At 58.3% G+C, this 24,747-nt stretch carries 21 protein-coding genes; 13 read left to right on the top strand and 8 right to left on the bottom strand.

The genetic code is table 11. From position 1 onward, the window contains the following. The first annotated feature begins 36 nt into the window (after positions 1 to 36). A complete protein-coding gene (locus ACOERD_RS16390; protein WP_419739741.1) occupies positions 37 to 624 on the top strand; it encodes a shikimate kinase in 588 nt (195 codons plus the stop codon). Further along, positions 625 to 1,737: a 3-dehydroquinate synthase gene (aroB, locus tag ACOERD_RS16385; RefSeq protein ID WP_419739740.1), complete on the top strand. Its 1,113-nt coding sequence runs from the start codon at positions 625 to 627 to the stop codon at positions 1,735 to 1,737. A gap of 8 nt (positions 1,738 to 1,745) precedes the next feature. Here the strand turns inward: aroB and ACOERD_RS16380 are convergent, their stop codons facing one another. Beyond that, positions 1,746 to 2,816, bottom strand: coding sequence for a site-2 protease family protein (locus ACOERD_RS16380; RefSeq protein ID WP_419739739.1), 1,071 nt, complete (start codon positions 2,814 to 2,816; stop codon positions 1,746 to 1,748). Between the two features lie 18 nt (positions 2,817 to 2,834). Next, complete coding sequence (gene ssb, locus ACOERD_RS16375; RefSeq protein WP_419739738.1) at positions 2,835 to 3,341, bottom strand: single-stranded DNA-binding protein; 507 nt, start codon at positions 3,339 to 3,341, stop codon at positions 2,835 to 2,837. Positions 3,342 to 3,544: 203 nt separating this feature from the next. Here ssb and ACOERD_RS16370 point away from each other — a divergent pair, with 203 nt between their 5' ends. After that, a complete protein-coding gene (locus tag ACOERD_RS16370; protein ID WP_419739736.1) occupies positions 3,545 to 4,123 on the top strand; it encodes a lytic transglycosylase domain-containing protein in 579 nt (192 codons plus the stop codon). A gap of 31 nt (positions 4,124 to 4,154) precedes the next feature. On the opposite strand, the gene ACOERD_RS16365 is transcribed toward ACOERD_RS16370, so the two are convergent. Then, positions 4,155 to 4,367 (bottom strand): hypothetical protein, encoded by a 213-nt coding sequence (locus ACOERD_RS16365; RefSeq protein WP_419739737.1) that lies wholly within the window; start codon positions 4,365 to 4,367, stop codon positions 4,155 to 4,157. On the opposite strand from ACOERD_RS16365, the gene ACOERD_RS16360 reads away from it, so the two are divergent. Both ACOERD_RS16360 and ACOERD_RS16355 read left to right on the top strand, forming a co-directional pair. After that, positions 4,360 to 6,102 (top strand): IS1634 family transposase, encoded by a 1,743-nt coding sequence (locus ACOERD_RS16360; RefSeq protein ID WP_419737624.1) that lies wholly within the window; start codon positions 4,360 to 4,362, stop codon positions 6,100 to 6,102. The genes ACOERD_RS16365 and ACOERD_RS16360 overlap by 8 nt on opposite strands. A gap of 237 nt (positions 6,103 to 6,339) precedes the next feature. Beyond that, positions 6,340 to 6,918, top strand: coding sequence for a lytic transglycosylase domain-containing protein (locus ACOERD_RS16355; RefSeq protein ID WP_419739736.1), 579 nt, complete (start codon positions 6,340 to 6,342; stop codon positions 6,916 to 6,918). An 81-nt stretch (positions 6,919 to 6,999) separates the two neighbouring features. Here ACOERD_RS16355 and ACOERD_RS16350 read toward each other — a convergent pair whose 3' ends face one another. The 5 genes from ACOERD_RS16350 to miaA all read right to left on the bottom strand — a co-directional run bounded on the left by ACOERD_RS16350 (position 7,000) and on the right by miaA (position 14,740). Continuing rightward, entirely contained in the window at positions 7,000 to 9,087 is a 2,088-nt protein-coding gene (locus ACOERD_RS16350; RefSeq protein ID WP_419739735.1) for a dipeptide ABC transporter ATP-binding protein, read from the bottom strand. Between the two features lie 93 nt (positions 9,088 to 9,180). Further along, positions 9,181 to 10,644, bottom strand: a complete 1,464-nt coding sequence (locus ACOERD_RS16345; RefSeq protein WP_170469726.1) for an ABC transporter permease — start codon at positions 10,642 to 10,644, stop codon at positions 9,181 to 9,183. 14 nt (positions 10,645 to 10,658) lie between these two features. Further along, positions 10,659 to 11,705 (bottom strand): ABC transporter permease, encoded by a 1,047-nt coding sequence (locus ACOERD_RS16340; protein WP_170376750.1) that lies wholly within the window; start codon positions 11,703 to 11,705, stop codon positions 10,659 to 10,661. A 121-nt stretch (positions 11,706 to 11,826) separates the two neighbouring features. Further along, on the bottom strand, positions 11,827 to 13,497 hold the full coding sequence (locus ACOERD_RS16335; RefSeq protein ID WP_419739734.1) for an ABC transporter substrate-binding protein: 1,671 nt from the start codon (positions 13,495 to 13,497) through the stop codon (positions 11,827 to 11,829). 349 nt (positions 13,498 to 13,846) lie between these two features. Continuing rightward, on the bottom strand, positions 13,847 to 14,740 hold the full coding sequence (gene miaA / locus ACOERD_RS16330; protein WP_419739733.1) for a tRNA (adenosine(37)-N6)-dimethylallyltransferase MiaA: 894 nt from the start codon (positions 14,738 to 14,740) through the stop codon (positions 13,847 to 13,849). Positions 14,741 to 14,825: 85 nt separating this feature from the next. On the opposite strand from miaA, the gene pyrH reads away from it, so the two are divergent. The 8 genes from pyrH (at position 14,826) to ACOERD_RS16290 (ending at position 24,716) form a co-directional block, all read left to right on the top strand. After that, positions 14,826 to 15,569, top strand: a complete 744-nt coding sequence (gene pyrH / locus ACOERD_RS16325; protein ID WP_170469717.1) for a UMP kinase — start codon at positions 14,826 to 14,828, stop codon at positions 15,567 to 15,569. A 48-nt stretch (positions 15,570 to 15,617) separates the two neighbouring features. Further along, the gene (locus ACOERD_RS16320; protein WP_419739732.1) at positions 15,618 to 16,844 is read left to right on the top strand and encodes an aminotransferase class V-fold PLP-dependent enzyme; all 1,227 of its coding nucleotides are present in this window, start codon (positions 15,618 to 15,620) and stop codon (positions 16,842 to 16,844) included. A gap of 48 nt (positions 16,845 to 16,892) precedes the next feature. Then, positions 16,893 to 18,317 carry a cryptochrome/photolyase family protein gene (locus ACOERD_RS16315; protein WP_419739731.1) on the top strand — a complete coding sequence of 475 codons (1,425 nt, stop codon included), beginning with the start codon at positions 16,893 to 16,895 and terminating at the stop codon, positions 18,315 to 18,317. Between the two features lie 69 nt (positions 18,318 to 18,386). After that, positions 18,387 to 19,595, top strand: coding sequence for a class I SAM-dependent methyltransferase (locus tag ACOERD_RS16310; RefSeq protein WP_419739730.1), 1,209 nt, complete (start codon positions 18,387 to 18,389; stop codon positions 19,593 to 19,595). Between the two features lie 16 nt (positions 19,596 to 19,611). Further along, a complete protein-coding gene (locus tag ACOERD_RS16305) occupies positions 19,612 to 20,052 on the top strand; it encodes a TrgA family protein (protein WP_170469704.1) in 441 nt (146 codons plus the stop codon). A gap of 31 nt (positions 20,053 to 20,083) precedes the next feature. Beyond that, on the top strand, positions 20,084 to 21,199 hold the full coding sequence (locus ACOERD_RS16300; RefSeq protein ID WP_419739729.1) for an NUDIX domain-containing protein: 1,116 nt from the start codon (positions 20,084 to 20,086) through the stop codon (positions 21,197 to 21,199). A gap of 68 nt (positions 21,200 to 21,267) precedes the next feature. Further along, positions 21,268 to 22,302: a cysteine synthase A gene (locus tag ACOERD_RS16295; RefSeq protein ID WP_170718107.1), complete on the top strand. Its 1,035-nt coding sequence runs from the start codon at positions 21,268 to 21,270 to the stop codon at positions 22,300 to 22,302. Further along, positions 22,302 to 24,716, top strand: coding sequence for a DUF3772 domain-containing protein (locus tag ACOERD_RS16290; RefSeq protein WP_419739728.1), 2,415 nt, complete (start codon positions 22,302 to 22,304; stop codon positions 24,714 to 24,716). Before ACOERD_RS16295 ends, ACOERD_RS16290 begins: the two co-directional genes overlap by 1 nt. Positions 24,717 to 24,747: the final 31 nt, after the last annotated feature.

The raw sequence follows: 24,747 nt of genomic DNA, 5'->3' as shown, positions 1-24,747 counted from the left end.
TGGCATTTTTCTTAAGATCACGTCATTCACGGTTAAATGAGCGAAATTAAGCATAACACACACGCGGCAGGCACACAGGGCGGGTTTGATCTGCACAAAACCGTTGTTCTTGTGGGCATGATGGGGGCCGGAAAGACCGCTGTGGGCCGCGCACTAGCGGCGCGGCTGGGTGTTCCTTTCCTCGATAGCGACGCCGAGATCGAATCAGCCGCCAATATGACCATCCCTGAGATTTTCCAGCGCGACGGAGAGCCGTTTTTTCGCGCCAAGGAAACCCAGGTTATCGGTCGCTTGCTGGATGAGCAGAAAGGTATCCTGTCGACGGGCGGTGGCGCGTTTCTGTCGGAGGGAAACCGCGACATGATCACCGAACGGGGTGCCTCGGTCTGGTTGCGGGCGGATCTGGATGTGTTGTGGAACCGGGTGCGGCATAAGGATACGCGCCCGTTACTGAGGACTGACGACCCGTATGCGACATTGAAGGCGCTGTACGAGGCGCGTGTCCCGATCTATGCCGAGGCCGATCTGACGGTGGCCTCGGATGGTGAGACCTCGATCGACAATATGGTAGACCGCGTGGTCGACGCCCTTCTGGCGCGACCCGATGTTTTGGAACGAAATTAGATGTATCAGACCGTACATGTGGAATTGGGCGAACGCTCGTATGATGTCGAGATTGGCCCGGACCTGCTGGCGCAATCCGGTGCGCGGATCGCGCCTTTGCTGCACCGCCCGAAAGTAACAGTTCTGACCGATGAAAACGTCGCGGCCTTGCATCTTGAGGCCTTGCGCGACGGGCTTGCGGCCGCGGGGATCGAGATGTCCTCACTGGCTTTGCCCGCAGGGGAAGGGACCAAAAGCTGGCCGCATTTTGAACGCGCGGTCGAATGGCTTCTGGCCGAAAAGGTCGAACGGCGGGACATCGTCATCGCCCTAGGTGGCGGAGTGATCGGGGACCTCGCAGGTTTCGCCGCCGCTGTGCTGCGCCGTGGCGTGCGTTTCGTTCAGATCCCGACCTCGTTGCTAGCGCAAGTCGACAGCTCAGTTGGTGGCAAAACCGGGATCAACGCGCCGCAGGGCAAAAACCTGATCGGAGCGTTTCATCAACCCTCCTTGGTGCTGGCCGATACCTCGGTTCTGGGCACCATGACCCAGCGCGATTTCCTGTCGGGCTACGGAGAGGTGGTCAAATACGGGCTGCTGGGCGACGCCTATTTCTTCGAATGGCTTGAAGGGAATGGGACCGATGTCTCCTCAGGCGATATGGCCGCGCGGGTGCGTGCCGTGACACGCTCGGTTCAGATGAAAGCTGACATTGTCGCACGTGACGAGACCGAGCAGGGCGATCGCGCGCTTTTGAACCTCGGGCACACGTTCTGTCACGCGTTGGAGGCCGCGACAGGGTATTCCGACCGGCTGTTGCATGGCGAAGGCGTGGCCATCGGCTGTGCGCTGGCCTTTGAATTGTCGGCCCGGCTGGGCCTGTGTTCGCAGGAAGACCCTAGCCGCGTGCGGGCGCATTTGAAGGCAATGGGGATGAAAACCGATCTGGCCGATATTCCCGGTGATCTTCCAAGTGCCGAGGCCTTGGTGGACCTGATGGCGCAGGACAAAAAGGTGATCGACGGTCAGTTGCGTTTCATTCTGGCGCGAGGGATCGGTCAGGCTTTTGTGACTTCGGATGTCCCGCGTGAGGCCGTCCTGTCGGTGCTAGAGGATGCGTTGGCATCCGCTTGACGAGACGGTCAGCGCCCTCGGATCACCATCAACTCACCGATGTTTTCACGGGTGACATAGCCAATCATAAGCCCGGTGCGATTGATCACAGCGACCGCTGGCGCGCCTTTGTGCAACCCGTCCAGAACCTTTGCCAATCCGGCGGTCAAGCCGACCTGCGGGATGTTACGCTCCATGATTGAAACGGCGGGGTCAGAGCGTGGGTGGTCGCCTGCCAGCGCCTTGAACAAGTGATCTCGGGTTACGAAGCCCCGAAGGTGGCCTTTGTCGTCCAGCACCGGAAACTCATGTTGCGTTGTATGGATCACGGCCTGCGCGGCTGTATTCAACGTGTCCTGAGGTGACAGCGCGTGAAATTCAGTGATCATTGCGTCGCGCGCCAAAACATGCCGCGTGGCCGAGCGCAGCGCCACATCCTGACTCTCCGCATTGGCCGCGAAGAACACAAAAACCGCAATCACGACGAGGATCGGATTACCTGAGCTGAGCCCGTAAAATCCGAGCCCAACGGCAAGCACCTGACCGCTCAGCGCCGCGATGCGCGTGGCTGTGACGCGGTCCAGACGAAGGCAGAGGAGGGCCCGGAAAACGCGACCTCCATCCATCGGGAAGGCGGGGATCATGTTGAACGCGGCCAGCAGAAGATTGATATAAGCGAGACGGTCTAGCATCCCGATATTTGCGGAATCGATCTGGCTGATCGCCTCAAAGGGCATCCCGGCGCCAAACCCCACCAGAACCACCCAGATCGCGACATTGACGGCCGGACCAGCAAGAGCCACCCACACCTCTTGCATCGGTTTTTCCGGCATACGCTCCAACCGGGCCAGACCGCCGATGGGCAGAAGGGTGATGTCAGGGGTTTTGATGCCGAAGCGGCGCGCCATCAGGGCGTGGCCGAACTCATGCGCTACAACGCAAGCGAATAGCGCTAAAACGAAAATCAGGTTCTCGATCGCGGCGGGCCAACCCCCGCTGGAATAGGCCGCGAAACCGACCCAGGCCAGCAACAGGAAGAAGGTGACATGGACCCTCAGTTCGGACCCGAGAAGTCGGCCGAGAGCGAAGGACCATGCCATGTTGTATCTCCGTTTCGTTTAGAACGGAATCTCGTCGTCGTCGATTCCGCCCGATGCCGGGGCAGGTGAGCCGGACGGTGCGCCATAGGGATCACCGTAGCCGCCGCCAGCCTGACCGCCGCCGTAGTCGCCCGATTGGCCACCGCCATAACCGCCGCCGCCGCCGCCTTCGCCGCGGCTGTCCAGCAGAGTCAGCTCACCGCGATAGGGGCGCAAAACAACCTCGGTCGAGTAACGATCTTGGCCGGACTGGTCCTGCCACTTGCGAGTTTCCAGCTGGCCCTCGATATAGACCTTGCTGCCCTTGCGCAGGTATTGCTCGGCAATGCGGGCCAGAGGTTCCGAGAAGATCGCGACGGAATGCCACTCGGTCCGCTCCCGGCGTTCGCCGGTGTTGCGGTCTTTCCAGTTCTCTGACGTTGCAATCCGTAGGTTGCACACTTTACCGCCGTTCTGAAACGACCGAACCTCGGGATCTCGGCCGAGATTTCCGACCAGAATGACCTTATTGACTGAACCCGCCATGTAGTTCCCCGCTTTGTTCTCACTTGAAGGCGCCGAATCTGGCGCTGAATATGCCAGAGACCCTATACGGCCTGCATCAGGGTGAAAACACGTTGATGACACAGTGTCGGACAAGAATCTGCTTGCCCTGTTCTGCACGCTTTTAATTCAGGCGGCGGGACCATATACTCCGCTTGTTTTCGGATCGGGCAGGATAGGCATTTATGCGGTCTTTGGTTTTAGGTTTTGTCGGTGTGTGTCTGCTGCTGACCACGGCCCCGGTGCAGGCCCAGACACTGTCTACCAAGAATAGAAAAGACATTTTCCTCAAGCAATCCAAAGTGTTGGATTCGCGCGCGGCGACGCAATATCGCGGGTCCGAGCGTCTAAAGCCGAAAATGGCGCAGGGGCGGTTCGACAAGCGCTATACAGGGAAATATCGGGGAGAATACCTGAAGCTTGCCCGCCAAGCCGCCCGCCAACACAACATCCCGGAAGAGCTGTTTTTGCGCCTGGTGCAGCAGGAAAGTGGCTGGAACCCCACAGCGAAATCTAACAAAGGGGCCCTTGGTCTGGCGCAGCTAATGCCGCAGACGGCCCAGCTTTTGGGTGTAAACCCCCATGACCCCAAGCAGAACTTGGAAGGCGGCGCGCGGTACCTGTCATGGCAATACCGCAAGTTCAAGTCGTGGCCCTTGGCGCTGGCGGCTTACAATGCAGGTCCCAAGGCCGTTGAGAAACACGGCGGCATTCCGCCTTACGCGGAAACCCAGAATTACGTGAAGGTGATCTGGGGCGGATAAGGCGCAGAACGCCGCAATTTGACAGTAGTATTCAACGAAAAAGGCCGGTCATTGACCGGCCTTTCAAGTTCGTACAAGCGCCTATTCCGCAGCGATTTTCCTGACTTCCGACCTTTTTGTTGATCTGACTGGGTTTTTGGTTTGTTTTCAGGTGTGGTTGCTCAGAGGCGCGTTGTAGTGCCCCATTATTATAAAAAGTATTGACATGGGCCTTCAGATGGCTAACCTCTTCGCCCATGTTCATCCGCACCAAACATGACGCAAAGCTCAACCGCACACGGATCCAGATCGTTGAATCCGTCCGCACCGGCTCCAAGGTACGCCAGAAGATCCTGCGCCATGTGGGTGTGGCCCATAACGACAGCGAGATTGAGGATATCAAGCGTCTGGCGGGCCGCTTGATGGAGCAATTACGCATTGATCGCTCGCCGCAAATGGAACTGTTCACGCCCACGGAATATGCCGATCTGCAGGCGCTGGTGCGCCGCGCTCCGCGGCCGGACAAGCTTGGCGTTGATCTTGCCGAGTGCCGTGAGGAGGCGCGGGTCTCTCTGGGTCTGCGGGATGTCATGGGGACGATGTATGACCAACTGGGTTGGGGGGCCCTTCTGGGGGCGGCGCGTAAAAGTGCCAATCGCATTGTGAAAGAGCTGGTTATGGCGCGGATCGCACAGCCCGAGAGCAAGCGCGCGACCGTGGAGGCGTTGGAGAACCAGGCAGGCATCACGCTCAATCTGGACGTGGTCTATCGGAGCATGGATTACATCAATACGCCGGTGATAGACGGGATTTGCAAAACCTCTCACGCGGCGGCAGAGAAGTTGCTGGGCGGGCCAGTGACCGTGCTGTTCTACGATTGCACGACCCTGGCCTTTGACACCGAGCGCGAGGACCCGGCCGAGGATGCGGACGGGGTCGAGCAGGATCATCTTCTGGCCAAGGGCTTCAGCAAGGATGGCAAGCATCACCGCGCTCAGGTCATGCTGGCGCTGATCGTCACCTCCGATGGGCTGCCTGTGGGCTATGAACTCTTCCCGGGAAACACCTGGGAAGGTCATACGCTGGAAGCTGCGCTGAAGGCGTTGGAGGGACGCTTCGACGTGGCCAGGGTCACGTTCGTGGCCGATGCCGCCATGCTCAGCAAGGACAACCAGCAGATGTTGCAGAACAAGGGTCTGCCCTACATCCTCGGCTATCGCATGAAGTCCGCCCCGGCCGCCGTGAAGGCGAACATTTTGAGCCCGGAGGGACGCCAGCCTTGGGCTGGACACGGTTCTGAAGAGGCAACCGAGAAGGGCTGGTACAAGGTGATCGACCAGGAGGGAGCGCGGGTCATTGTGACCTGGTCACCCACCCGGGCACGCAATGATGCCCACAAGCGCGACAAGGCAATCGAAAAGCTGCACAAGAAGCTCAAGCGCTCTCGCAAACCCGGCAGCTTCAGCAGCCGGGGATATGGCCGCTTCCTGGCCTTCCCCGACAGCGGGGACGTCACGCTGGATGATGCAAAGATCAAGGCAGCGGCACAATGGGACGGGCTGCATGCCATTGTTGTTCATGGTGCGGACGAACTGGAGGCACAGGACGTCATTGCCCGCTATCACCAGTTGTGGGAGATCGAAGCCTGCTTCCGCACCAACAAGCACGATCTGAAAATCCGGCCCATCTATCACTGGTCGCCGCGTCGGGTCCGGGCCCATATCGCCATCTGCTACATGGCCTTCTGCTGCCTGCAGCACCTGCGCAAGCATCTGGACCTGCTCGGACACCCGATGAGCCCGGCTCGTATCCGCAACGAGTTGAACGCATTGCAGCTCTCGATCCTGCGCCACAAAGGCACCCCTGACCGCTACGGCATGCCAAGCCATGCCACGGTCGATGCCAGACGCATCCTCACCTGCGTCGGCCTGACCTGGAACGAAGCCCCTTTCAAGATACCCCCCGGGCGCACCCGAAAAACTGGCCAGACCAAAGCCTGAGCTCCCTCAACACTCCGAAACAATCGCTGGCGAAAAAAGTCCGTGTAGTGCCTTTTGGCAACCAAGGCATAATAATATCAATGACTTATACGAAAAAATGTCGGAAGTCAGGAGGGTGAAAACACGTTGATGACACAGTGTCGGACAAGAATCTGCTTGCCCTGTTCTGCACGCTTTTAATTCAGGCGGCGGGACCATATACTCCGCTTGTTTTCGGATCGGGCAGGATAGGCATTTATGCGGTCTTTGGTTTTAGGTTTTGTCGGTGTGTGTCTGCTGCTGACCACGGCCCCGGTGCAGGCCCAGACACTGTCTACCAAGAATAGAAAAGACATTTTCCTCAAGCAATCCAAAGTGTTGGATTCGCGCGCGGCGACGCAATATCGCGGGTCCGAGCGTCTAAAGCCGAAAATGGCGCAGGGGCGGTTCGACAAGCGCTATACAGGGAAATATCGGGGAGAATACCTGAAGCTTGCCCGCCAAGCCGCCCGCCAACACAACATCCCGGAAGAGCTGTTTTTGCGCCTGGTGCAGCAGGAAAGTGGCTGGAACCCCACAGCGAAATCTAACAAAGGGGCCCTTGGTCTGGCGCAGCTAATGCCGCAGACGGCCCAGCTTTTGGGTGTAAACCCCCATGACCCCAAGCAGAACTTGGAAGGCGGCGCGCGGTACCTGTCATGGCAATACCGCAAGTTCAAGTCGTGGCCCTTGGCGCTGGCGGCTTACAATGCAGGTCCCAAGGCCGTTGAGAAACACGGCGGCATTCCGCCTTACGCGGAAACCCAGAATTACGTGAAGGTGATCTGGGGCGGATAAGGCGCAGAACGCCGCAATTTGACAGTAGTATTCAACGAAAAAGGCCGGTCATTGACCGGCCTTTCAAGTTCGTACAAGCGCCTATTCCGCAGCGATTTTGATTACGGGCTCCATTCGGGCCAGAACATCTTCGGCCAAGTGACATTTGACCTGATGGCCATCGGCCAGAGTCTTCACAGGCGGGACATCGGATTCACAACGCCCGTCCGGCACCTCGGATTTCCAGCGGCAGCGCGTCTGGAACGGGCAACCCGGCGGTGGGTTCATAGCTGACGGAATATCGCCCTCCAGCACGATATGCTGCTTCTCGATTGAGGTATCGGCAATCGGAACCGCGCTCAGCAGCGCCTCGGTGTAGGGGTGATACGGGGGCGAGAAGACCTGATCGGTTGTACCCAGTTCGACTACGTGGCCGAGATACATCACCATCACACGGTCGCTGAGATAGCGCACAATCGACAGGTCATGGCTGATGAACAGCAACGTAGTCTTGTGTTCGCGCTGGATTTCCATCAGCAGATCGGTCACGGCTGCCTGCACCGACACATCCAAGGCCGAGACCGGCTCATCCGCCACCACGATCCGTGCATCACCCGCAAAGGCGCGCGCGATACCGACGCGCTGTTTCTGACCACCCGAGAGCTGTCTCGGCATCCTGTCGGCAAAGGCGCGGGGCAGTTTAACCAGATCCAGCAGTTCCAACATGCGCTTCTTGCGCTCTGCCTCGGAATTGCCAACCCCGAAGATTTCCAGTGCGCGGATGATCTGACGCCCGACAGTCATCGACGGGTTCAGCGTGTCAAACGGGTTCTGGAAAACCATCTGCACTTCACCCACTGTCTTAGCGTCGCGTTCCTCGATCGGCACGGCCTCGATATTGCGGTTGTCCAGCAGGATTTGCCCGTCGGTCGCCGTCTCAAGCCCCATCAGAACCTTGGCGAAGGTGGATTTACCGCAACCGGATTCACCCACAATGGCCAACGTCTCAGACTCATGCGCCTCAAAACTCAGGGTTTCGTTGGCCTTGACCACTTTGGTCGTACCGCCTCCGAACAAGGCGTTGGCCGCCACCTCATAGTACTTCTTAAGGTTGTCCATCTTCAGTACAGTACGCCCGATCTCGCCCTTTTCCTTTTGTTCACCCACTGTGATCGGCGCGTTCCAGTCGATCTCTTGGAACTTCAGACAGCGCGTATGGTGGCGATCATTGCCCGGCACAGCCTCCATCAGGATGTTCCGGGCATCACAGCGACCTTCTTCGAAATAGTCGCAACGCGGGCCAAAGTTACATCCCGGCGGGCGTTCATGCGGCAGAGGAAAGTTCCCCGGAATAGCCACCAGCGGGCGCGCGTTCTTGTCGGCACCGGGCAAGGGGATCGAGCGGAAGAGCGCCTGTGTATAAGGGTGCTGCATCTCGTCGAACACATCGTGGATCGAGCCGCGCTCGACCGCTTCGCCCGAATACATCACGCACAGCCGGTCGCAGGTCTCCAGAACCAGCCCAAGATTGTGCGAGATGAACAGCATCGAGGTGCCGTATTTCTTGCCCAGATCCTTGACCAGTTCGACCACAGCGGCCTCAACGGTCACGTCCAGAGCCGTGGTGGGTTCGTCCAAAATCAGCAGGGCAGGCTTCGACATCAACGCCATCGCAATGACGATCCGCTGCTGCTGACCGCCCGACAACTGGTGCGGGAAGGAGTTCAGCATCCGCTCAGGGTCTGGCAGGCGCACATCGGTGACCACCTCCAGCGCACGCGCATAAGCCTCTTCCTGACCGACGCCTTCATGGATCATCGGCACTTCCATCAACTGCTTGCCAATCTTCATCGCCGGGTTCAGCGAGGCCATCGGCTCCTGATAGATCATTGCGATCTCATTGCCACGAATGTCGCGCAGTTCCTCGGTGGTCATTTCACCCAGATCACGCCCCTTGAACTTGATCGAGCCGCCAACGATGCGCCCGTTCTTGCCCAGGTCCTGCATGACGCCCAGCGCCACCGTAGACTTGCCGCAGCCAGATTCACCCACCAGCCCGACAGCCTCGCCCGGCTGCACACTGACCGAGAAATCCATAACGGCGGGAATTTCCCTCAGTCGGGTGAAAAACGAAATCGAAAGCTTGTCGATCTCCAGAATAGGCCCGTCATAGTCCGCCAGTTTGTTCATCTTGTTACTCCTCGCGAGAGTCCGGGGGGATCCCCTTCATCTGGCTAAAAATACCTCGGGGGTCCGGGGGCAGAACCCCCGGCCTAGATCACATCAGTCCTTCAGACTTTCTTCGCGCAGACCGTCCGCTAGCAGGTTCAAACCCAGAACCAGTGACAACAGGGCCAAAGCAGGCGGAAGGGCAGGGTGCAGATAGATCGAGAGCAGCTTGCGCCCTTCGTTGATCGTCGAGCCCCAGTCCGGGCTTTCGGGCGGCAAGCCCAGCCCGAAGAAACCCAAGGTCCCCAGAAGGATGGTTGTATAGCCAATCCGAAGACAGAAATCGACGATCAGCGGACCACGCGCGTTGGGCAGGATTTCCCACAGCATGATGTACCACGGACCCTCACCACGCGTCTGAGCTGCAGCCACATAGTCTCGGGTTTTGATATCCAGCGCCAACCCGCGCACGATGCGGAACACAGTGGGAGAGTTCACGAAGACCACCGAAACGAACACGACGAGAATACCGCCCGGAATGTCGAACAAATCCAGATAGGTCGGAAGACCCCAGACACGGTAGCTGTCGGTGCTGATGATGTAGCCTCCGGTCGAAATCAGCGACAGGTAGAACCACAGCGCCACGCCCAGAACGCCGATCAGCAGAGGTGTTCGGAAATTCGGACGCGTGTAGTAGCGTGAATTCAGCAGCACACCGAGGAAGATGATCGGGAAGACAAATAGAATGGCTGCCATATAGTTCGGCACACCTGTCGCCACGATCTCGGGTGTCACCAACAGGTAGAACAGCAGGATCACGGGGAAGGCGAGGATCAGGTTTGCAAGGAACGACAACAGCGTATCCAGACGACCACCATAGTAACCGGCAGGCAGGCCCAGTGTGATCCCGACCATAAAGGCAAACATCGTAGCCAGTGGGGCGATCTGCACCACGATCCACGCGCCTTTGACCATGCGGCTGAATACGTCGCGGGCCAGATTGTCTCCGCCCAGAAGGTACCAGGCATATTGGCCGTCCTCCAGATTAGGCAGAGGTGTGCCGGGCACCTTGTTCTTCATACCCGAGATCTGTGCAAGCGGGTCATGGGTCACGATCAGATCAAGCGCGCCAAAGATGCCGGTGAAAACCCAGAACATCACAAGGCCAAAGCCGATCATGCCGATGGGGCTGTCGAACAGCTTGCCGTAAAGGCCCAGCTTGCGTTTGAACGCGATCGACATCGCATACAGGATGATCAGTGACAGCCAGACGGGCAGAAACTGCTGCGAGATCGCACCAATGATCCCGGCGCTGGTGCCCATCAGGATGCCCAGCACGACATAGGCGACCGCGATCGCCACACTGGCCATAAAGCTATAGCGCAGCGCGGCTTGGATCATGTTTCGCAGGCCCGAGCTTGAAGTCAGCGTACCGTCAGGGTTCACCGTCATTTGATCCTCGGGCAGCACAATGCTGGCCAGCATCCAGACGACGATGGACAGGGCCATGACACCTAGTGCCAGCGCGAGTAACGGGTTGAGGAAGGCGATAGAGCCGGTCCAGGTAAGTGGTTCCATGATCTGACCCTCCCTTAAGAAATGCGAATGCGCGGGTTGAGGTAGACATAGCCGATATCCGAGATCAGCTGCGTCACCAGCACCACAAAGACCGACACGACCGAGATCGCCAGCAACAACTGGATGTCATTATTGCCTGCCGCCTGCACCAGCGCCCAGCCAAAGCCCTTGTAGTTGAACAGGGTCTCGACGATCACCACGCCATTCAGCAGCCATGGGAACTGCAACATGATGACGGTGAACGGCGCGATCAGAGCGTTCCGCAGCGCGTGTTTCATGACGATGTTCGGGAACGAGACACCCTTCAGGCGCGCGGTGCGGATATATTGCGCGGTCATTACCTCGGTCATTGAGGCGCGGGTCATTCGGGCGATATAGCCCATCCCATATAGCGCGATCGTCAACACCGGTAAGAAGAAGTTCTCGAACGTAGGGTTCTCCATTGCTTGCGTCGCCGTGCCCTTGAACCATTTCAAGCCCACAGCGGATGACGTGAAGATCGCGATGAATATCACCCCTGAGACGTATTCCGGCGTCGCGGTCGTTGTAATGGCAAAGGTTGACAGGGTTCGGTCCGTAGCCGACCCCTCTTTCATCCCAGCCAGAATGCCAAGGATCAGGGCCGAGGGGACCATAAGCAGCATCACCCAGAACATCAGCCGGCCAGTCAAGGCGAGCCGAGTGCCAACAACAGTCCCGACTTCTTCTTTGAAGACCGTCGAATACCCCCAGTAGCCCTGAAGGATGCCGCAGAAATTAGGAGACTCTTCGGCGGTTTTGCCCGGTAGAATGCATCGGCCCTGAACAGTGCCGTCTTCATTCGTGTGCCGGTATGAGGGCAGAACGCCCAGCCATTCGCCGTATTTTATGGGCGTCGACTGAAGATATCCGCCTTTTTCCAAAAAGCTCTCTACCTGCTCATCCGACATCCGGAAATTGCCCTGCGTTTTCGCAAGCTTTTCCAGGTTCGGGTAGAGGTTGGTGAGGAAAAAAACCAGGAATGTCAGGCACAATGCTGTCAGCAGCATAATCCCCACACGCCTTAATATGAAAAGTCCCATGTTAGCCCCTGTTGGTCGGCTGGCGTGGACGGAATTCCGCCTCACGCGTTGCTGTTCTTATGGTCGCCGTATTGAGGACGAAGGGCCGCGCCAGTGCGGCGCGGCCCTTGTGTGTTTTGGGTCAGGAGGTCAGGCCGAACTTGTAAAGTTGCGGCAAGTCCGCGATGTGCTTTTCGACACCGACCATGTTGTCGCGATGGTGGCGCATTGCAGTCCGCCAGTACGGCTGAATGACAACACCTTCTTCGATCATGATCGCCTGCAGTTTCGCCATCACCTCGCGGCGCATGTCGACATCAGCGAGCGAGTTTGCCTCGGCCAGCAGCGTGTCGAATTCTTCATTGGAGAAACCAGATTCGTTCCAAGCAACGCCCGACTTATATGCCAGCGCCAGGATTTGCGTACCTAGCGGACGGTGGTTCCAGTTGGTCGACGAATATGGGTACTTGGTCCAGTCGTTCCAGAACGTCGAGCCCGGCAAAACGGTGTGCTTGGCCTTGATTCCTGCGTCGTTCAGCTGGGCTACAACGGCAGCAGTCGTGTTCCGGCGCCAGTCATCGTCGATGGACTGCACTTCGTGCTCGAAATCACCCATCCCCGCTTCGTCCATAAGCGCCTTCGCACCAGCCGGATCGTAGGGGATGCGGGTGATCGACGAGTCATATTCCGGATGCATCGGGCCGACATGGCTGTTTTCAGCTGGGATGCCGTAACCGGACATGCCGAGTTCAAGACAAACCTCGTTGTCCACTGCCATGGCAAGGGCCTGACGGACCCGCTTGTCGCCGTAGATCTTGTTGCCGTCCGCATCTTCTGCAAGCTGGTTCGGGCGGATGACGATGGTAAAGCCCGACGGGATTTCCGAGCGGACAAGACCGATGCCGTCGAAGATGTCGACGAATTCACCGACCGACTCCCAGTTCATGTCGATCTCTTCGGCCTCATAAGCAGCCAAGAAGGCGGCAGGGTCGGTGCCGTAGTCGATGAATTCGATCCGATCAATGTAGCCGCCTTTGCCCGCTTCGTAGCCCCACCAGTCGAAGCCTTCGTTGCGGACCAGAACGCCTTTGACGCCGACCTCGTGGCTTTCGGGGATCATAAAGCCTGTGCCAATCGGGTTCGACAGCATGTCATTTGGGTCAAAGCTGCTATGGACGATAGCACCCGGATAGTCCGCCATGCCGGGGATGATGGTGATGTCTGGCGTGTTGCACTTCAGTTTGACGGTGTGCGAATCGACCACGGTAATCGCGCCATCAGAGGCTTTCTGGGTGCTTTCATCGACCAGCGACGCCATGCGCGAGGCCATCGAGTTGCCTTCCAGCGACGCATCACACCAGCCTTCGATGTTGCGTGCCACGTCTTCAGCCGTAAAGTCGTCACCGTTGTTCCACTTGACACCTTTACGGACGTTCAGTGTGTATTCAGTGGCGTCGTCATTGGCTTCCCAGCTTTCCAGCAGCATGGGCTTGAACGTACCGTCATTGTTGTATTCGACAAGGTACTCCAGCCAGCCCGCTGTGAAGGTCGCAATCTGCGTCCAATCATAGGTGCGTGGGTCTTTGAGTGCGCGGACTTCCATCTGATAACGGATGGTACCGCCTTGCTGCGGCTCAGCTGCGGCTGTGGGTGATTGCAGACCGATCATGCCGTAGGCGACCGGAGCGGCAACGCCCAGTGCGGTGACGCGGGCCATAAACTCACGGCGGCTCAGATTGCCGTCGCGGTATTCCTGGGCGTGCATCTCTGCGGCCCAGTGCACCGACGTTCCCTTTGTTGTATGGTTAGTCATGAATGTCTCTCCCTGTGACATATTTGTTTTTTTGCATGGAATGAACGAACCTAGCCGGCGTTTTTCAGGCCAAGGCGAGGGTCGAAGGGTTCGGTTTTTTGAACGTTGGAATTCCCCATGTCGGTATTCGGCAACAGAATCCGAAGGACGTCAATGTTCGAATGCGGCATGAAGAGCAAAAAAACGACATGTATGGGCGGTTGTTGCGCGTCACTTGCCCTGTGTTTCTTACCCATTCCCACGCGGGGCAGGACGCCAACTCATGGAAGCCAAGCGCTGTAACTACTGGAAATATTGGTTCAATCCGACGGGCGCCAGATTGGATACTGGGAACCAACCGCGTTTCGTATCAGTTTGATAAATCGAGGTGATTCCACGCCTTCATGCGCGCCCGGAACCATGTGCGCTGGCGTTTGGCAAACTGACGGGTCGAGATCGTGGCCCGTTCGCGCGCTTGCTCCAATGTCATTGTGCCTTCCAGGTAGGCCATGAGTTCCGGCACCCCGATGGCCTTGCAGGCGGGTAGCGACGGATCATAGCGGTCGCGCATGGCCGCAACCTCGTCCAAAGCGCCGCTCTCCAACATGTGATCGAACCGCCGGGTTATACGGTCCAGCAGCCATATTTTGTCGACGTCAAAGACGATGGGCACCGTGTCCCGTAGGGCCAGCACAGGCGGCGGAGTGTCGTCTTGCCATGATGCAAGGCTGCGTCCGGTTGCCTGCTGAACCTCCCACGCGCGCTGAACGCGGGCGCGGTTGTTTGTGTCCAGCCGGGTCAGGGTTTCAGCATCCACGCCCGACATCAGCCGGGCCAAGTCCATCTGATCGGCATCCTGACGTACATGCAGGGGCGTCGGAGGTATCTCGGCCATTCCTTCCGTCAAAGCGGTGAAATACAGCCCTGTACCGCCGACGATGATCGGGCGTGGGCTGGCCGTCAGCAGCGGAGTGATCTCACGCAACCAGTGGCCGGTGGAATACTCCTGATCAAACGCGACGTGACCATAAAGGCGATGCAGCGCGCGCGCTTCCTCGTCCGGCGAGGGGCGCGCCGAGATCACCTGCCAGCAGTCGTAAACCTGACTTGCATCGGCGTTGACGATCACCCCTCCGAACCTTTCGGCAATGCGCAGCGCCAGCTCGGACTTGCCCGAGGCTGTCGGGCCAGCGATCAGAACCGGCTTGTCATCCGGTATCTCGGGGAGCTGGTCCCAAATCGATGCGGTGGGGTGATTGGTCATGGTCCCTCAGTATCCGCATTGAACCTGCGGTCGTTTTGCTTCATTTTGCGCCGGAAAATAAACCCGTGCCAGCCCGGAGCGCAATATGAGCCTGACCTCGTCCCCCAACACCCAAAAACCCAAATACGATCGCGTGATGCTGAAGATTTCCGGCGAGGCGCTGATGGGTGATCAGGGATTCGGCCTGCATCCGCCCACCGTCCAGCGCATCGCGCAGGAGGTGAAATCGGTCCACGATCTGGGCGTCGAGATTTGTATGGTGATCGGGGGCGGCAATATCTTCCGCGGCCTCAGCGGCTCGGCCCAGGGGATGGAGCGGACCACGGCGGATTATATGGGGATGCTGGCGACCGTGATGAACGCGCTGGGGATGCAGTCGGCGCTGGAAGAGATCGGCGTGTTTACCCGCGTGATCTCGGCCATCCGCATGGATGAGGTGTGCGAACCGTATATCCGCCGCCGCGCCGTGCGGCACCTTGAAAAGAAGCGGGTTTGCATCTTTGCTGCTGGTACGGGCAACCCGTATTTCACCACTGATACAGCCGCCACCCTACGCGCGAATGAAATGGCTTGTCAGGCGATCTTCATGGGCAAAAACGGCGTGGATGGGGTGTATGACAAGGACCCGAAAGAACATGCCGATGCAAAGCGGTATGACACGGTGTCCTATGACGACGTACTGGCCAAACGGCTGCGGGTCATGGATGCTTCGGCCATTGCGCTGGCGCGTGACAACAACCTGCCGCTGATCGTGTTCGGTCTGGATGAGCCGGGCGGCTTCCGGGGCATTCTAGCCGGTGAGGGGACCTATACCAAAGTTGAAGGCTGAGGCGCGCGCTCAGCTAATACCGTTCTCCACTCATCGAAAGGCCTGGCCATGACTGCGTTGGATATTGATTTCGTTCGGGCTCAGTTCCCCGCCTTTGCCGAACCCAGCCTTCAGGGGCAGGCCTTTTTCGAGAACGCAGGTGGCTCCTACACCTGCCAGCCAGTGATCGACCGGCTGACGCGGTTTTACACTCAGCGAAAGGTGCAGCCATACGCGCCCTACGAGGCCAGCCGTTTTGCGGGTGCCGAGATGGATGAAGCCCGTGCCCGGATGGCCGCGATTCTGGGGGTTGAGACTGACGAACTGAGTTTTGGTCCTTCGACCACCCAGAACACGTACGTTCTTGCGCAAGCCTTCCGGCAATGGATGAGCCCCGGCGAAGCGATCATTGTCACCAATCAGGATCATGAGGCCAATTCCGGTCCTTGGAGGCGTCTTGTCGAGGCCGGGATCGACGTGCGTGAGTGGAAGATTAATCCCGAAACGGGATCTCTGAACCCGCAGGATCTGGAAAACCTGCTGGATGAAAAAGTTCGGCTGGTCTGCTTCCCGCATTGCTCGAACGTGGTGGGTGAGATCAACCCAGTGACCGAGATCACCGCCATTGCCCATGCTGCTGGTGCTTTTGTGTGCGTGGATGGCGTGTCCTACGCGCCGCACGGGTTTCCGAATGTGAGTGATCTGGGGCCGGATATCTATCTGTTTTCAGCCTACAAAACCTACGGCCCACATCAGGGTTGCATGGTCATCCGGCGTGCTGTGAGTGAGTTGCTGCCCAATCAAGCGCATTATTTCAACGGGGATACTCTTTACAAACGGTTCACCCCGGCAGGGCCGGACCATGCGCAAATAGCGGCCAGCGCGGGGATGGCGGATTACATCTCGCTGCTCAGCACCCACCATGGCGGCCCAACTGAGGGTACGGCTGCGCAAGGCGCTTTCGCCCATGACCTGATGCGCAATCACGAGGTGGCGCTTCTGCAACCGGTTCTGGATGCTGTCAAAAACCGAAACACAGTGCGACTGCTCGGCCCGTCCGAGGCCACTCGGCGCGCGCCCACCGTTGCCTTGGCTTTGGGTCGACCGGCCGTTACGGTGGCGGCTGAGCTGGCGGAGCATGGCGTCATGGCCGGCGGTGGTGATTTCTATGCCGTCCGCGCATTGCAAGCAATGGGGGTCGATCCGGATCAAGGCGTGTTGCGGGTCAGCTTCACGCACTACACCTCCCAACAGGAAATTGATCAGTTATTGAATGCACTTGACCGGGTTTTGTGATCCAGTTTTCGATACGCTCCGTAGTGGAAAGAAAACGGCGGGGCGAATATGGAAGACGGGCAACCTCCGATCATTTTGTGGTTCAGGCGTGACCTGCGGCTAAGCGATCATCCGGCGCTTGCTGCGTCACTGGCGACGGGGCGTCCTGTGGTGCCGGTGTTCCTGTGTGATGATCTGGTACACACCATGGGCGCGGCCCCGAAATGGCGGCTTGGGCTGGGGCTTGAGGTCTTTGGACGCGCGCTGAACGACATTGGCAGCCGTCTGATCCTGCGACAGGGCGATGCCTTGGAACAGTTGCAGCGGCTGATCTCTGAAACCGGCGCGACGGACGTGTATTGGTCGCGCGCTTACGATCCGGCCTCGATTGCGCGGGACACAAAGGTCAAATCGGCGCTGAAAGAGCAGGGGATCGAGGCCAAATCCTTTGCCGGTCATCTTCTGTTCGAACCCTGGACGGTTGCAACCAAAGCCGGTCAACCGTTTCGCGTATTCACCCCGATGTGGCGCGCAGTGCAGGGGCGTGAGGTCCCTCCGCCCGAGGCCGCGCCGACCCGGCTAATCGCCCCCGCGTACTGGCCCACCTCGGACGATCTGGCGACCTGGCACCTTGGCGCAGCGATGAACCGAGGGGCGAAGATCGTCAAACCCTATGTGCAACCGGGCGAACAAGCGGCGCTTGATCATCTGGAGGGGTTCCTGAACCGGATCGCGAATTACGGCGCCGACCGTGACAGGCTGGATCTTGATGGGACTTCGAACCTGTCCGAATACCTCTCATTGGGTGAGATCGGCCCGCGTACCGCTTGGCATCGCGTGCAACGCGCGGCTTTCGAAGGGACCCAAGGCACTGGTTCATTTCTGCGACAGCTTGTCTGGCGCGAGTTCGCCTATCATCTGATGTACCACACGCCTCAGCTGGTGTCGGGCAACTGGAAGCCAGAATGGGACGCTTTTCCATGGAACGAGGCCCGAGATGCGCCCGAGGTGAAGGCTTGGCTGCAGGCCAGAACCGGCATCCCGGTTGTGGATGCGGGTCTGCGGCAGATGTATGTAACCGGGCGGATGCACAACCGCGCCCGGATGATCGTGGCAAGTCACCTGACCAAGCATCTGATGACCCATTGGAAGATCGGGATGGAGTGGTTCGAGGATTGCCTGATCGACTGGGATCCGGCCTGCAACGCGATGGGCTGGCAATGGGTCGCGGGGTCCGGACCGGATGCGTCTCCGTTCTTCCGCATTTTCAATCCCGTTACCCAACAGGAAAAGTTCGACCCCAAGGGTGCCTACTTAAATCAGTGGATCGCCGAGGGCAGGCCAAAACCGTCCGAGACGGCTTTGTCCTACTTTGAAGCCACGCCCCGTTCCTGGGGCCTGAACCCCAAGGCAGATTACCCGCCACCGGTGGTCGATCTGCCAACAGGGCGCGCCCGCGCGCTGGCCGCGTATGAACGCCGAAAAAACCAGTAAGGAACTGAAAACTTGCCACAAACACAATTGCGTCCTAGCCTGCATCAACCACCGCAGAGGGGAGAGCGGATGATCTTGACAACGACCGAAGGCCAAAAAGGTCTGCCCAGATATTTCGCGCAGGTGTTCAAGATGCTTAGCAAAATGGAAGCCGGGCGCTTGGATATTACTTTGTCCGACGGACGGACCTTCCGTGTTGAGGGCACAAAGCCGGGTCCGGTTGCCGAGGTCGAGATTCACGATCCCGACGTGTTTGCCCGCCTGATCCGGGAAGGTGAGCTTGGCTTTTCCGACGCTTATCTGGAGGGCCATTGGAGCACGCCTGATTTGCGCGCCTTTATGGATTTGGTCCATATGGGCAGTGAAACGGCCTACGATGGGTTCACTGGCAAGTTTCTCGTGCAGGCCTATGAGCGTCTGCGGTTTTGGTTGCATCGGAACAATCGCAAACAGGCCAAGAAGAATATCTCGTATCACTACGATTTGGGAAACGATTTTTATGCGCTCTGGCTTGACGATACGATGACTTATTCCAGCGCCATTTTCGAGACAGGGCAGGAGAGCCTCGAGAAGGCGCAGACCGCCAAATACGCCAGCATGGTCGATGAGATGGGCGTCAAACCCGGGGATCACGTGCTTGAGATCGGCTGTGGCTGGGGGGGGTTTGCCGAATATGCCGCGAAAGAGCGTGGCCTGCGTGTGACGGGTCTGACGATCAGTCAAGAACAGTTGAAGTTCGCACAACAACGCATTGATAAGGCAGGTATATCCGATCTGGTTGATCTGAAACTTCAAGACTATCGCGACGAACAAGGGCAATACGACGGCATAGCCTCGATCGAGATGTTTGAAGCCGTGGGTCAGAAATACTGGCCGGTCTACTTCGATACCGTGCGGGATCGGTTGAAGCCTGGGGCGCAAGCCACGTTGCAGATCATCACCGTGGGCGATCATCGCTGGGACTACTACAAGAACGGCGTTGATTTCATTCAGAAATACATCTTTCCGGGGGGAATGCTGCCATCGCCTACGATCTTGCGACAGCAGATTGATCAGGCGGGGCTGGATGTTGTGCGCTCGAAGGAGTTCGGTAAGAGCTATGACCTGACCCTGCGTCGTTGGTTTGATACGTTCAACGACAAGTGGGACCAGATCTCGGAAATGGGATTTGATGAGCGTTTCCGCCGCATGTGGAATTATTATTTGACGGCCTGCGGCGCAGCCTTTGACACGGGCAATTGCGATGTGACACAGATCACCATAGCAAAGCCTAGTTAACGAACGGAATTCATACATGCCCACCGCCAGTCGCCTTGTCGCCGCCGCTTGTCTTGTGGTGTTGGCGTTCATCGTGTCCAGCATGGTTATCGCAAACGGAGAAGAGGGGAAGGACTACGGGTATTTTACCGTGGTCAATATCGCCTTGGGTTGGATTTGCGGTTGGAAAATCATGGGCAAGCGCGCTGGCCGGGGCTGGACGGCCGGAATCAACAACGGCCTGACCGGCGTGGCCTCACTGGTGTTTTGGGGCCTTTTCGTTCAGGGCACCTATGAAATGTTCCGACTGGCCATGCGCCACCGCTATGACGGCCCTTTCGAGGCGCTGATTGCCATCTTCAAGATTGGCGTCGAATTCGGTGAGCAGTTGCTCGCGCCAGAAATTCTGATCACCTTGGGTGTTGGGGCCGTTGCCACCGGTTTGCTGACGGAAATAGCAAGCCGTCGCTGGCGCTGAATGTGAACACTTAACGAAAGCCAGTCCTCTCGTGTCCGATTTGTTCTTCTATGGAACCCTGCGGCATGTGCCGCTGTTGGAGGCCGTTCTGGGGCGCTCGTCGTCTGAGCTGTCGCTGACGCCTGCCACCTTGCCAGACCACATCGTTTCTGCGGTTCAGGGGCAGGATTTCCCGATGATCCAACAAGCAGATGGTGAGCAGTCCGCGGGACTGTTTGTGCAAGGCCTGTCGCAATCGGATCTGGATCGACTGGCCTATTATGAGGGAGGGTTCGACTATGATCTGAGGCCGTTGACAGTGACGCTAGAGGATAGAACCCAAGCGCAGGCTCAGGTGTTTTTTCCCGAACCTGCGGCCTGGGTGCCGGATGGGCCTTGGTTTCTGGACGCGTGGGTTGAACGCCTCGGTGACGTCACCGCGCTCGCCGCCGAGGAGGAAATGAGCTATTTCGAGCGGGTTGCGCCTGCGGATATGGCGCGCAGCATGCCGGCGATTCAGACGCGGGCCTGGGCAAAACTCTTCGCACGGCAGCGGCAAACGGGGGATGCGCGCGATGTGTCCAAGGACGTGATCGTGCATCGCCATCATCGGGCCTATGTCAACTACTTCGCGATGGAAGAGATCGACCTGCAACACCGACAGCATGACGGAACCATGGGGCCTGTTTTGCGCAGGGCCAGCCTAATGCAGGGCAGCGCTGTGGCCGTTTTGCCTTACGACCCCGTGCGCGACAAGGTTCTGCTGGTCGAACAATTCCGCCCGCCTGTTTTTCTGCTGGAAGACCCCGAACCCTGGCTGTGGGAGGCCGTGGCCGGAATGATCGACCCTGGCGAAACCCCTGAACAGGCAGCCCATCGCGAAGGGATGGAAGAAGCAGGGATTACGTTCGACGCGTTGCACTATGCCGGTGGGGGGTATTCTTCCAGCGGCTCCTCAATGGGATATCTTTATTTCTATGTGGGTCTGGCCTCGCTGACCGAGACGACGATGGCTGGAGGGTTGGATACCGAGGGAGAGGACATCCGCTCTCAGATCCTTCCGTTTGAGACCTTCATAGACATGGTGGATCGCCATGTTTTCAAAGATTTGCAACTGTTGAACCTGGCCCATTGGTTGGGGCGTCACCGCGACCGCCTGCGTAGGTGACTATCGCGCTTGTGGTTGGCGCAGAGCGGCTGTAAATCTGCAGTATTACGTAATGAAATGAGGGTGCCATGCGCATTGCACGAGATCTTGCCGACGCAGTCGGAAAAACGCCGCTGATCCGGTTGAAGCGCATCAGTGAAGAAACCGGGTGCGAGATCCTCGGCAAGGCGGAATTCATGAACCCCGGCCAGTCGGTCAAGGACCGTGCTGCTCTCTACATCATCCGCGACGCAGTTGCGCGGGGTGAGTTGAAGCCCGGTGGCACCATAGTGGAAGGCACCGCAGGCAATACAGGCATCGGGCTGGCTCTGGTCGGTGCATCGATGGGGTTCAAGACGGTGATTGTTATCCCGGAAACCCAGTCAGAAGAGAAGAAAGACATGCTGCGTCTTGCAGGCGCGCAGTTGGTTCAGGTTCCGGCGGCACCGTATCGCAACCCTAACAACTTCGTTCACTACTCGCGCCGTCTGGCCGAGGAACTAGCGCAAACCGAACCCAATGGCGCGATCTGGGCTAACCAGTTTGACAATGTTGCCAACCGTCAGGCCCATGTGGAAACCACCGGCCCCGAGATCTGGGAACAGACCGACGGCAAGGTCGATGGCTTTGTCTGCGCGGTCGGCTCGGGCGGAACGCTGGCGGGCGTGGCCGATGCGCTGCAGCCAAAAGGCGTGAAGATAGGCCTGGTCGACCCGATGGGCGCGGGGCTGTATTCCTATTACACAACTGGCGAAATCGCGATGGAGGGTGGCTCGATCGCGGAAGGTATTGGACAGGTGCGGATCACTAAGAACCTCGAAGGGTTCAAGCCGGACTACACCTATCAGGCGACCGACAATGAGGCCCTGCCTTACATCTTTGATCTGCTGCGCGAAGAAGGTCTGGTCATGGGCGGCTCAACCGCGATAAATATGGCCGGTGCGGTGCGATTGGCCAAGGACCTTGGGCCGGGGCATACGATTGTGACCATCCTGTGTGACTATGGCACACGCTATCAGTCCAAACTGTTCAATCCCGAGTTCCTGCGCGAAAAAGAACTGCCGGTACCGGATTGGATGACAGACGCCCCGCGCAAGATACCGGGCGTGTTCGAGGACGTCTGATGCTGCGACAGGTCCGCCTGTTTCTGGCTCTCGCTGCGCTGATCTTTGTCGGATGGGCGGGGGTAGCCTCGGCGCAACTGACTGATCGGCAGAGCGAGTTCTACAAAGGCTGGCTCAGCACTGCGGACCGTGCCGAAAGCGTTGTTGAAGCCGACAGGGCGTCGGACGCCGCGATGGAGCAGTTGCGAACTGAGATCGACGGCTATCGCAATACGTTCAATACGGCTCGCAACGCCAATGCCGACCGCATCCAGACGCTGGAAAGCCAGGTCAAGGCGCTGGGTCCCGCGCCCGAAGAAGGGGTCACAGAGCCGGAGGATATCGCGCAACTTCGCGAGCATCTGGACGAACAGCTCAACGCCTTGCGGGTGCCGCGGATTATCTCTGAGGAGGCCTTTAGCCGCGCCAACGGTCTGATCAGCGAAATTGACCGTATCCTGCGAGAACGTCAGAGAAAGCAGTTTTTGGAACGCGGTCCATCGCCGCTGAACCTGTCGACATGGCCCGCCGCGTGGTCCGATATCCGCGAGGCTCTGTTCGGACTGTTCAACGAGACGACGGCCAGTCTGACATCTGACGTCACTAAAGAACGCGTTCAGAATCAGGCCCCCGCGATACTGGCCTTGGTGGCGCTAGCCGTCATCTTACTGGTTTACGGACGCCGTTGGTCTGAACGAGGAGGCGATTATCTGCGTCGTTTCGGTGGGCGCGGGACCGGTGCGTGGACCTTTGTGATTTCCTTACTGCGCATCATCCTTCCCTGGATTGGCGTGGTGGCTCTGACAGCTGCGATTGACCTGACCGGAGTACTTGGTCTTCGCGGCACGCTTCTACTGCAGCAGGTGCCGTATTGGGCGGCGATCGTGCTTGTTTTCGATTGGGTCGGACGGCAGGTCTACCTGATGGCCGCGGCACAGAATTTCCGAAGATTCTCGGCGGGGCAGATCACCGAGATTCGTATCTACGTCGATATTCTGGCAGTGATGCTGATCCTGCATGACTTGATCGGCCTGTTCGAGAGGATCGAGAACATAGCGGATTCCACCCGCGCTGTTGTTATCTTTCCGGTCATTGTCGTCACCTCACTTCTTCTGCTGCGAATTCGTCAAATCCGACGGTCAGATCCACCGACTGAGGGCGGCGAGATCCCACGTGCCAGTGGATTTTCGCAGGTTGTAGAGGTTGTCCGGCGTATTGTGCTAATGCTTGGTGTCAGCGCGCCTGTTCTGGCCTTATTGGGCTACACCAACGCGGCCGAAGCGATTGTGTTTCCTGCAGTCAATACGCTGATCTTGATCGCCATTCTTGTGATCGTGCAGCGCTTTATCAGCTCGCTATACGGCTGGTTTACGGGGCAGGGAGATAACGCCCGCGATTCTCTGTTCGCGGTTCTGGTGGGTTTCTTCCTGGCCTTGGTTTCGATCCCTATCCTAGCCCTTTTCTGGGGCGCGCGCGAAGCGGATCTGAGCGAGATCTGGTCGCAGATCCTTCAAGGGTTCAGCTTGGGCGGGGTTACGATCTCTCCGTCCAACTTCCTGACTTTTGTTGCCGTGTTTGCCATCGGATATGGCCTGACGCGGTTGTTGCAGGGTGGCTTGCGTAATTCGCTGCTGCCCAAGACAAGCATTGATCCAGGCGGGCAAAATGCGATCGTATCTGGCACTGGTTACGTCGGCATTTTCCTCGCTTCGCTGGTTGCAATCACGGTGGCTGGCTTTGATCTCTCATCGCTCGCGATTGTGGCCGGTGCACTGTCTGTCGGTATTGGTTTTGGTCTTCAGACCATCGTTTCAAACTTCGTTTCCGGGATCATCCTGCTGGTTGAGCGGCCGATCTCGAAAGGGGATTGGATCGATGTGAACGGGATGATGGGCTATGTCCGCGATATCTCGGTCCGATCCACGCGGATTGAGACGTTTGACCGGACGGATGTCATTGTTCCGAACTCGGATCTGATCAGCGGCGTGGTCACCAACTATACCCGTGGCAACACGATTGGCCGGGTGATCGTGCCGGTGGGTGTGGCCTACGGAACCGACACGCGCAAGGTCGAAACCATTCTGGGAGAGATCGCGAATTCTCATCCTATGGTGTTGGCGAACCCAGCCCCCAGCGTGGTGTTTCAGGGGTTCGGCGCGGATTCGCTGGACTTTGAAATCCGGGGTATTCTGCGCGACGTGAATTGGGTTCTGTCGGTCAAATCCGATATGAACCACGAAATCAATCGCCGGTTCGTGGAAGAAGGGATCGAGATTCCATTCGCACAACGCGACGTTTGGCTTCGTAACCCCGAAGCCCTGCGCGCTGAATCACAAGACCCAACCGCGACAGCCTCGGAGCAACGAGCACCCAGCACCGAACCCGCAGCCATGACCGAGGGAGATCTGGACGGCGACGGAGGCGACGAAGTCTGACCATTGCTCGCGTAGGGAATGGTCCGCAAAC

This window comes from Ruegeria sp. (assembly GCF_965199275.1).
Classification (GTDB): domain Bacteria; phylum Pseudomonadota; class Alphaproteobacteria; order Rhodobacterales; family Rhodobacteraceae; genus Ruegeria.
The sequence above is the reverse complement of the archived record's forward strand: the minus strand, read 5'-3'. Positions and strand labels throughout refer to the sequence as shown.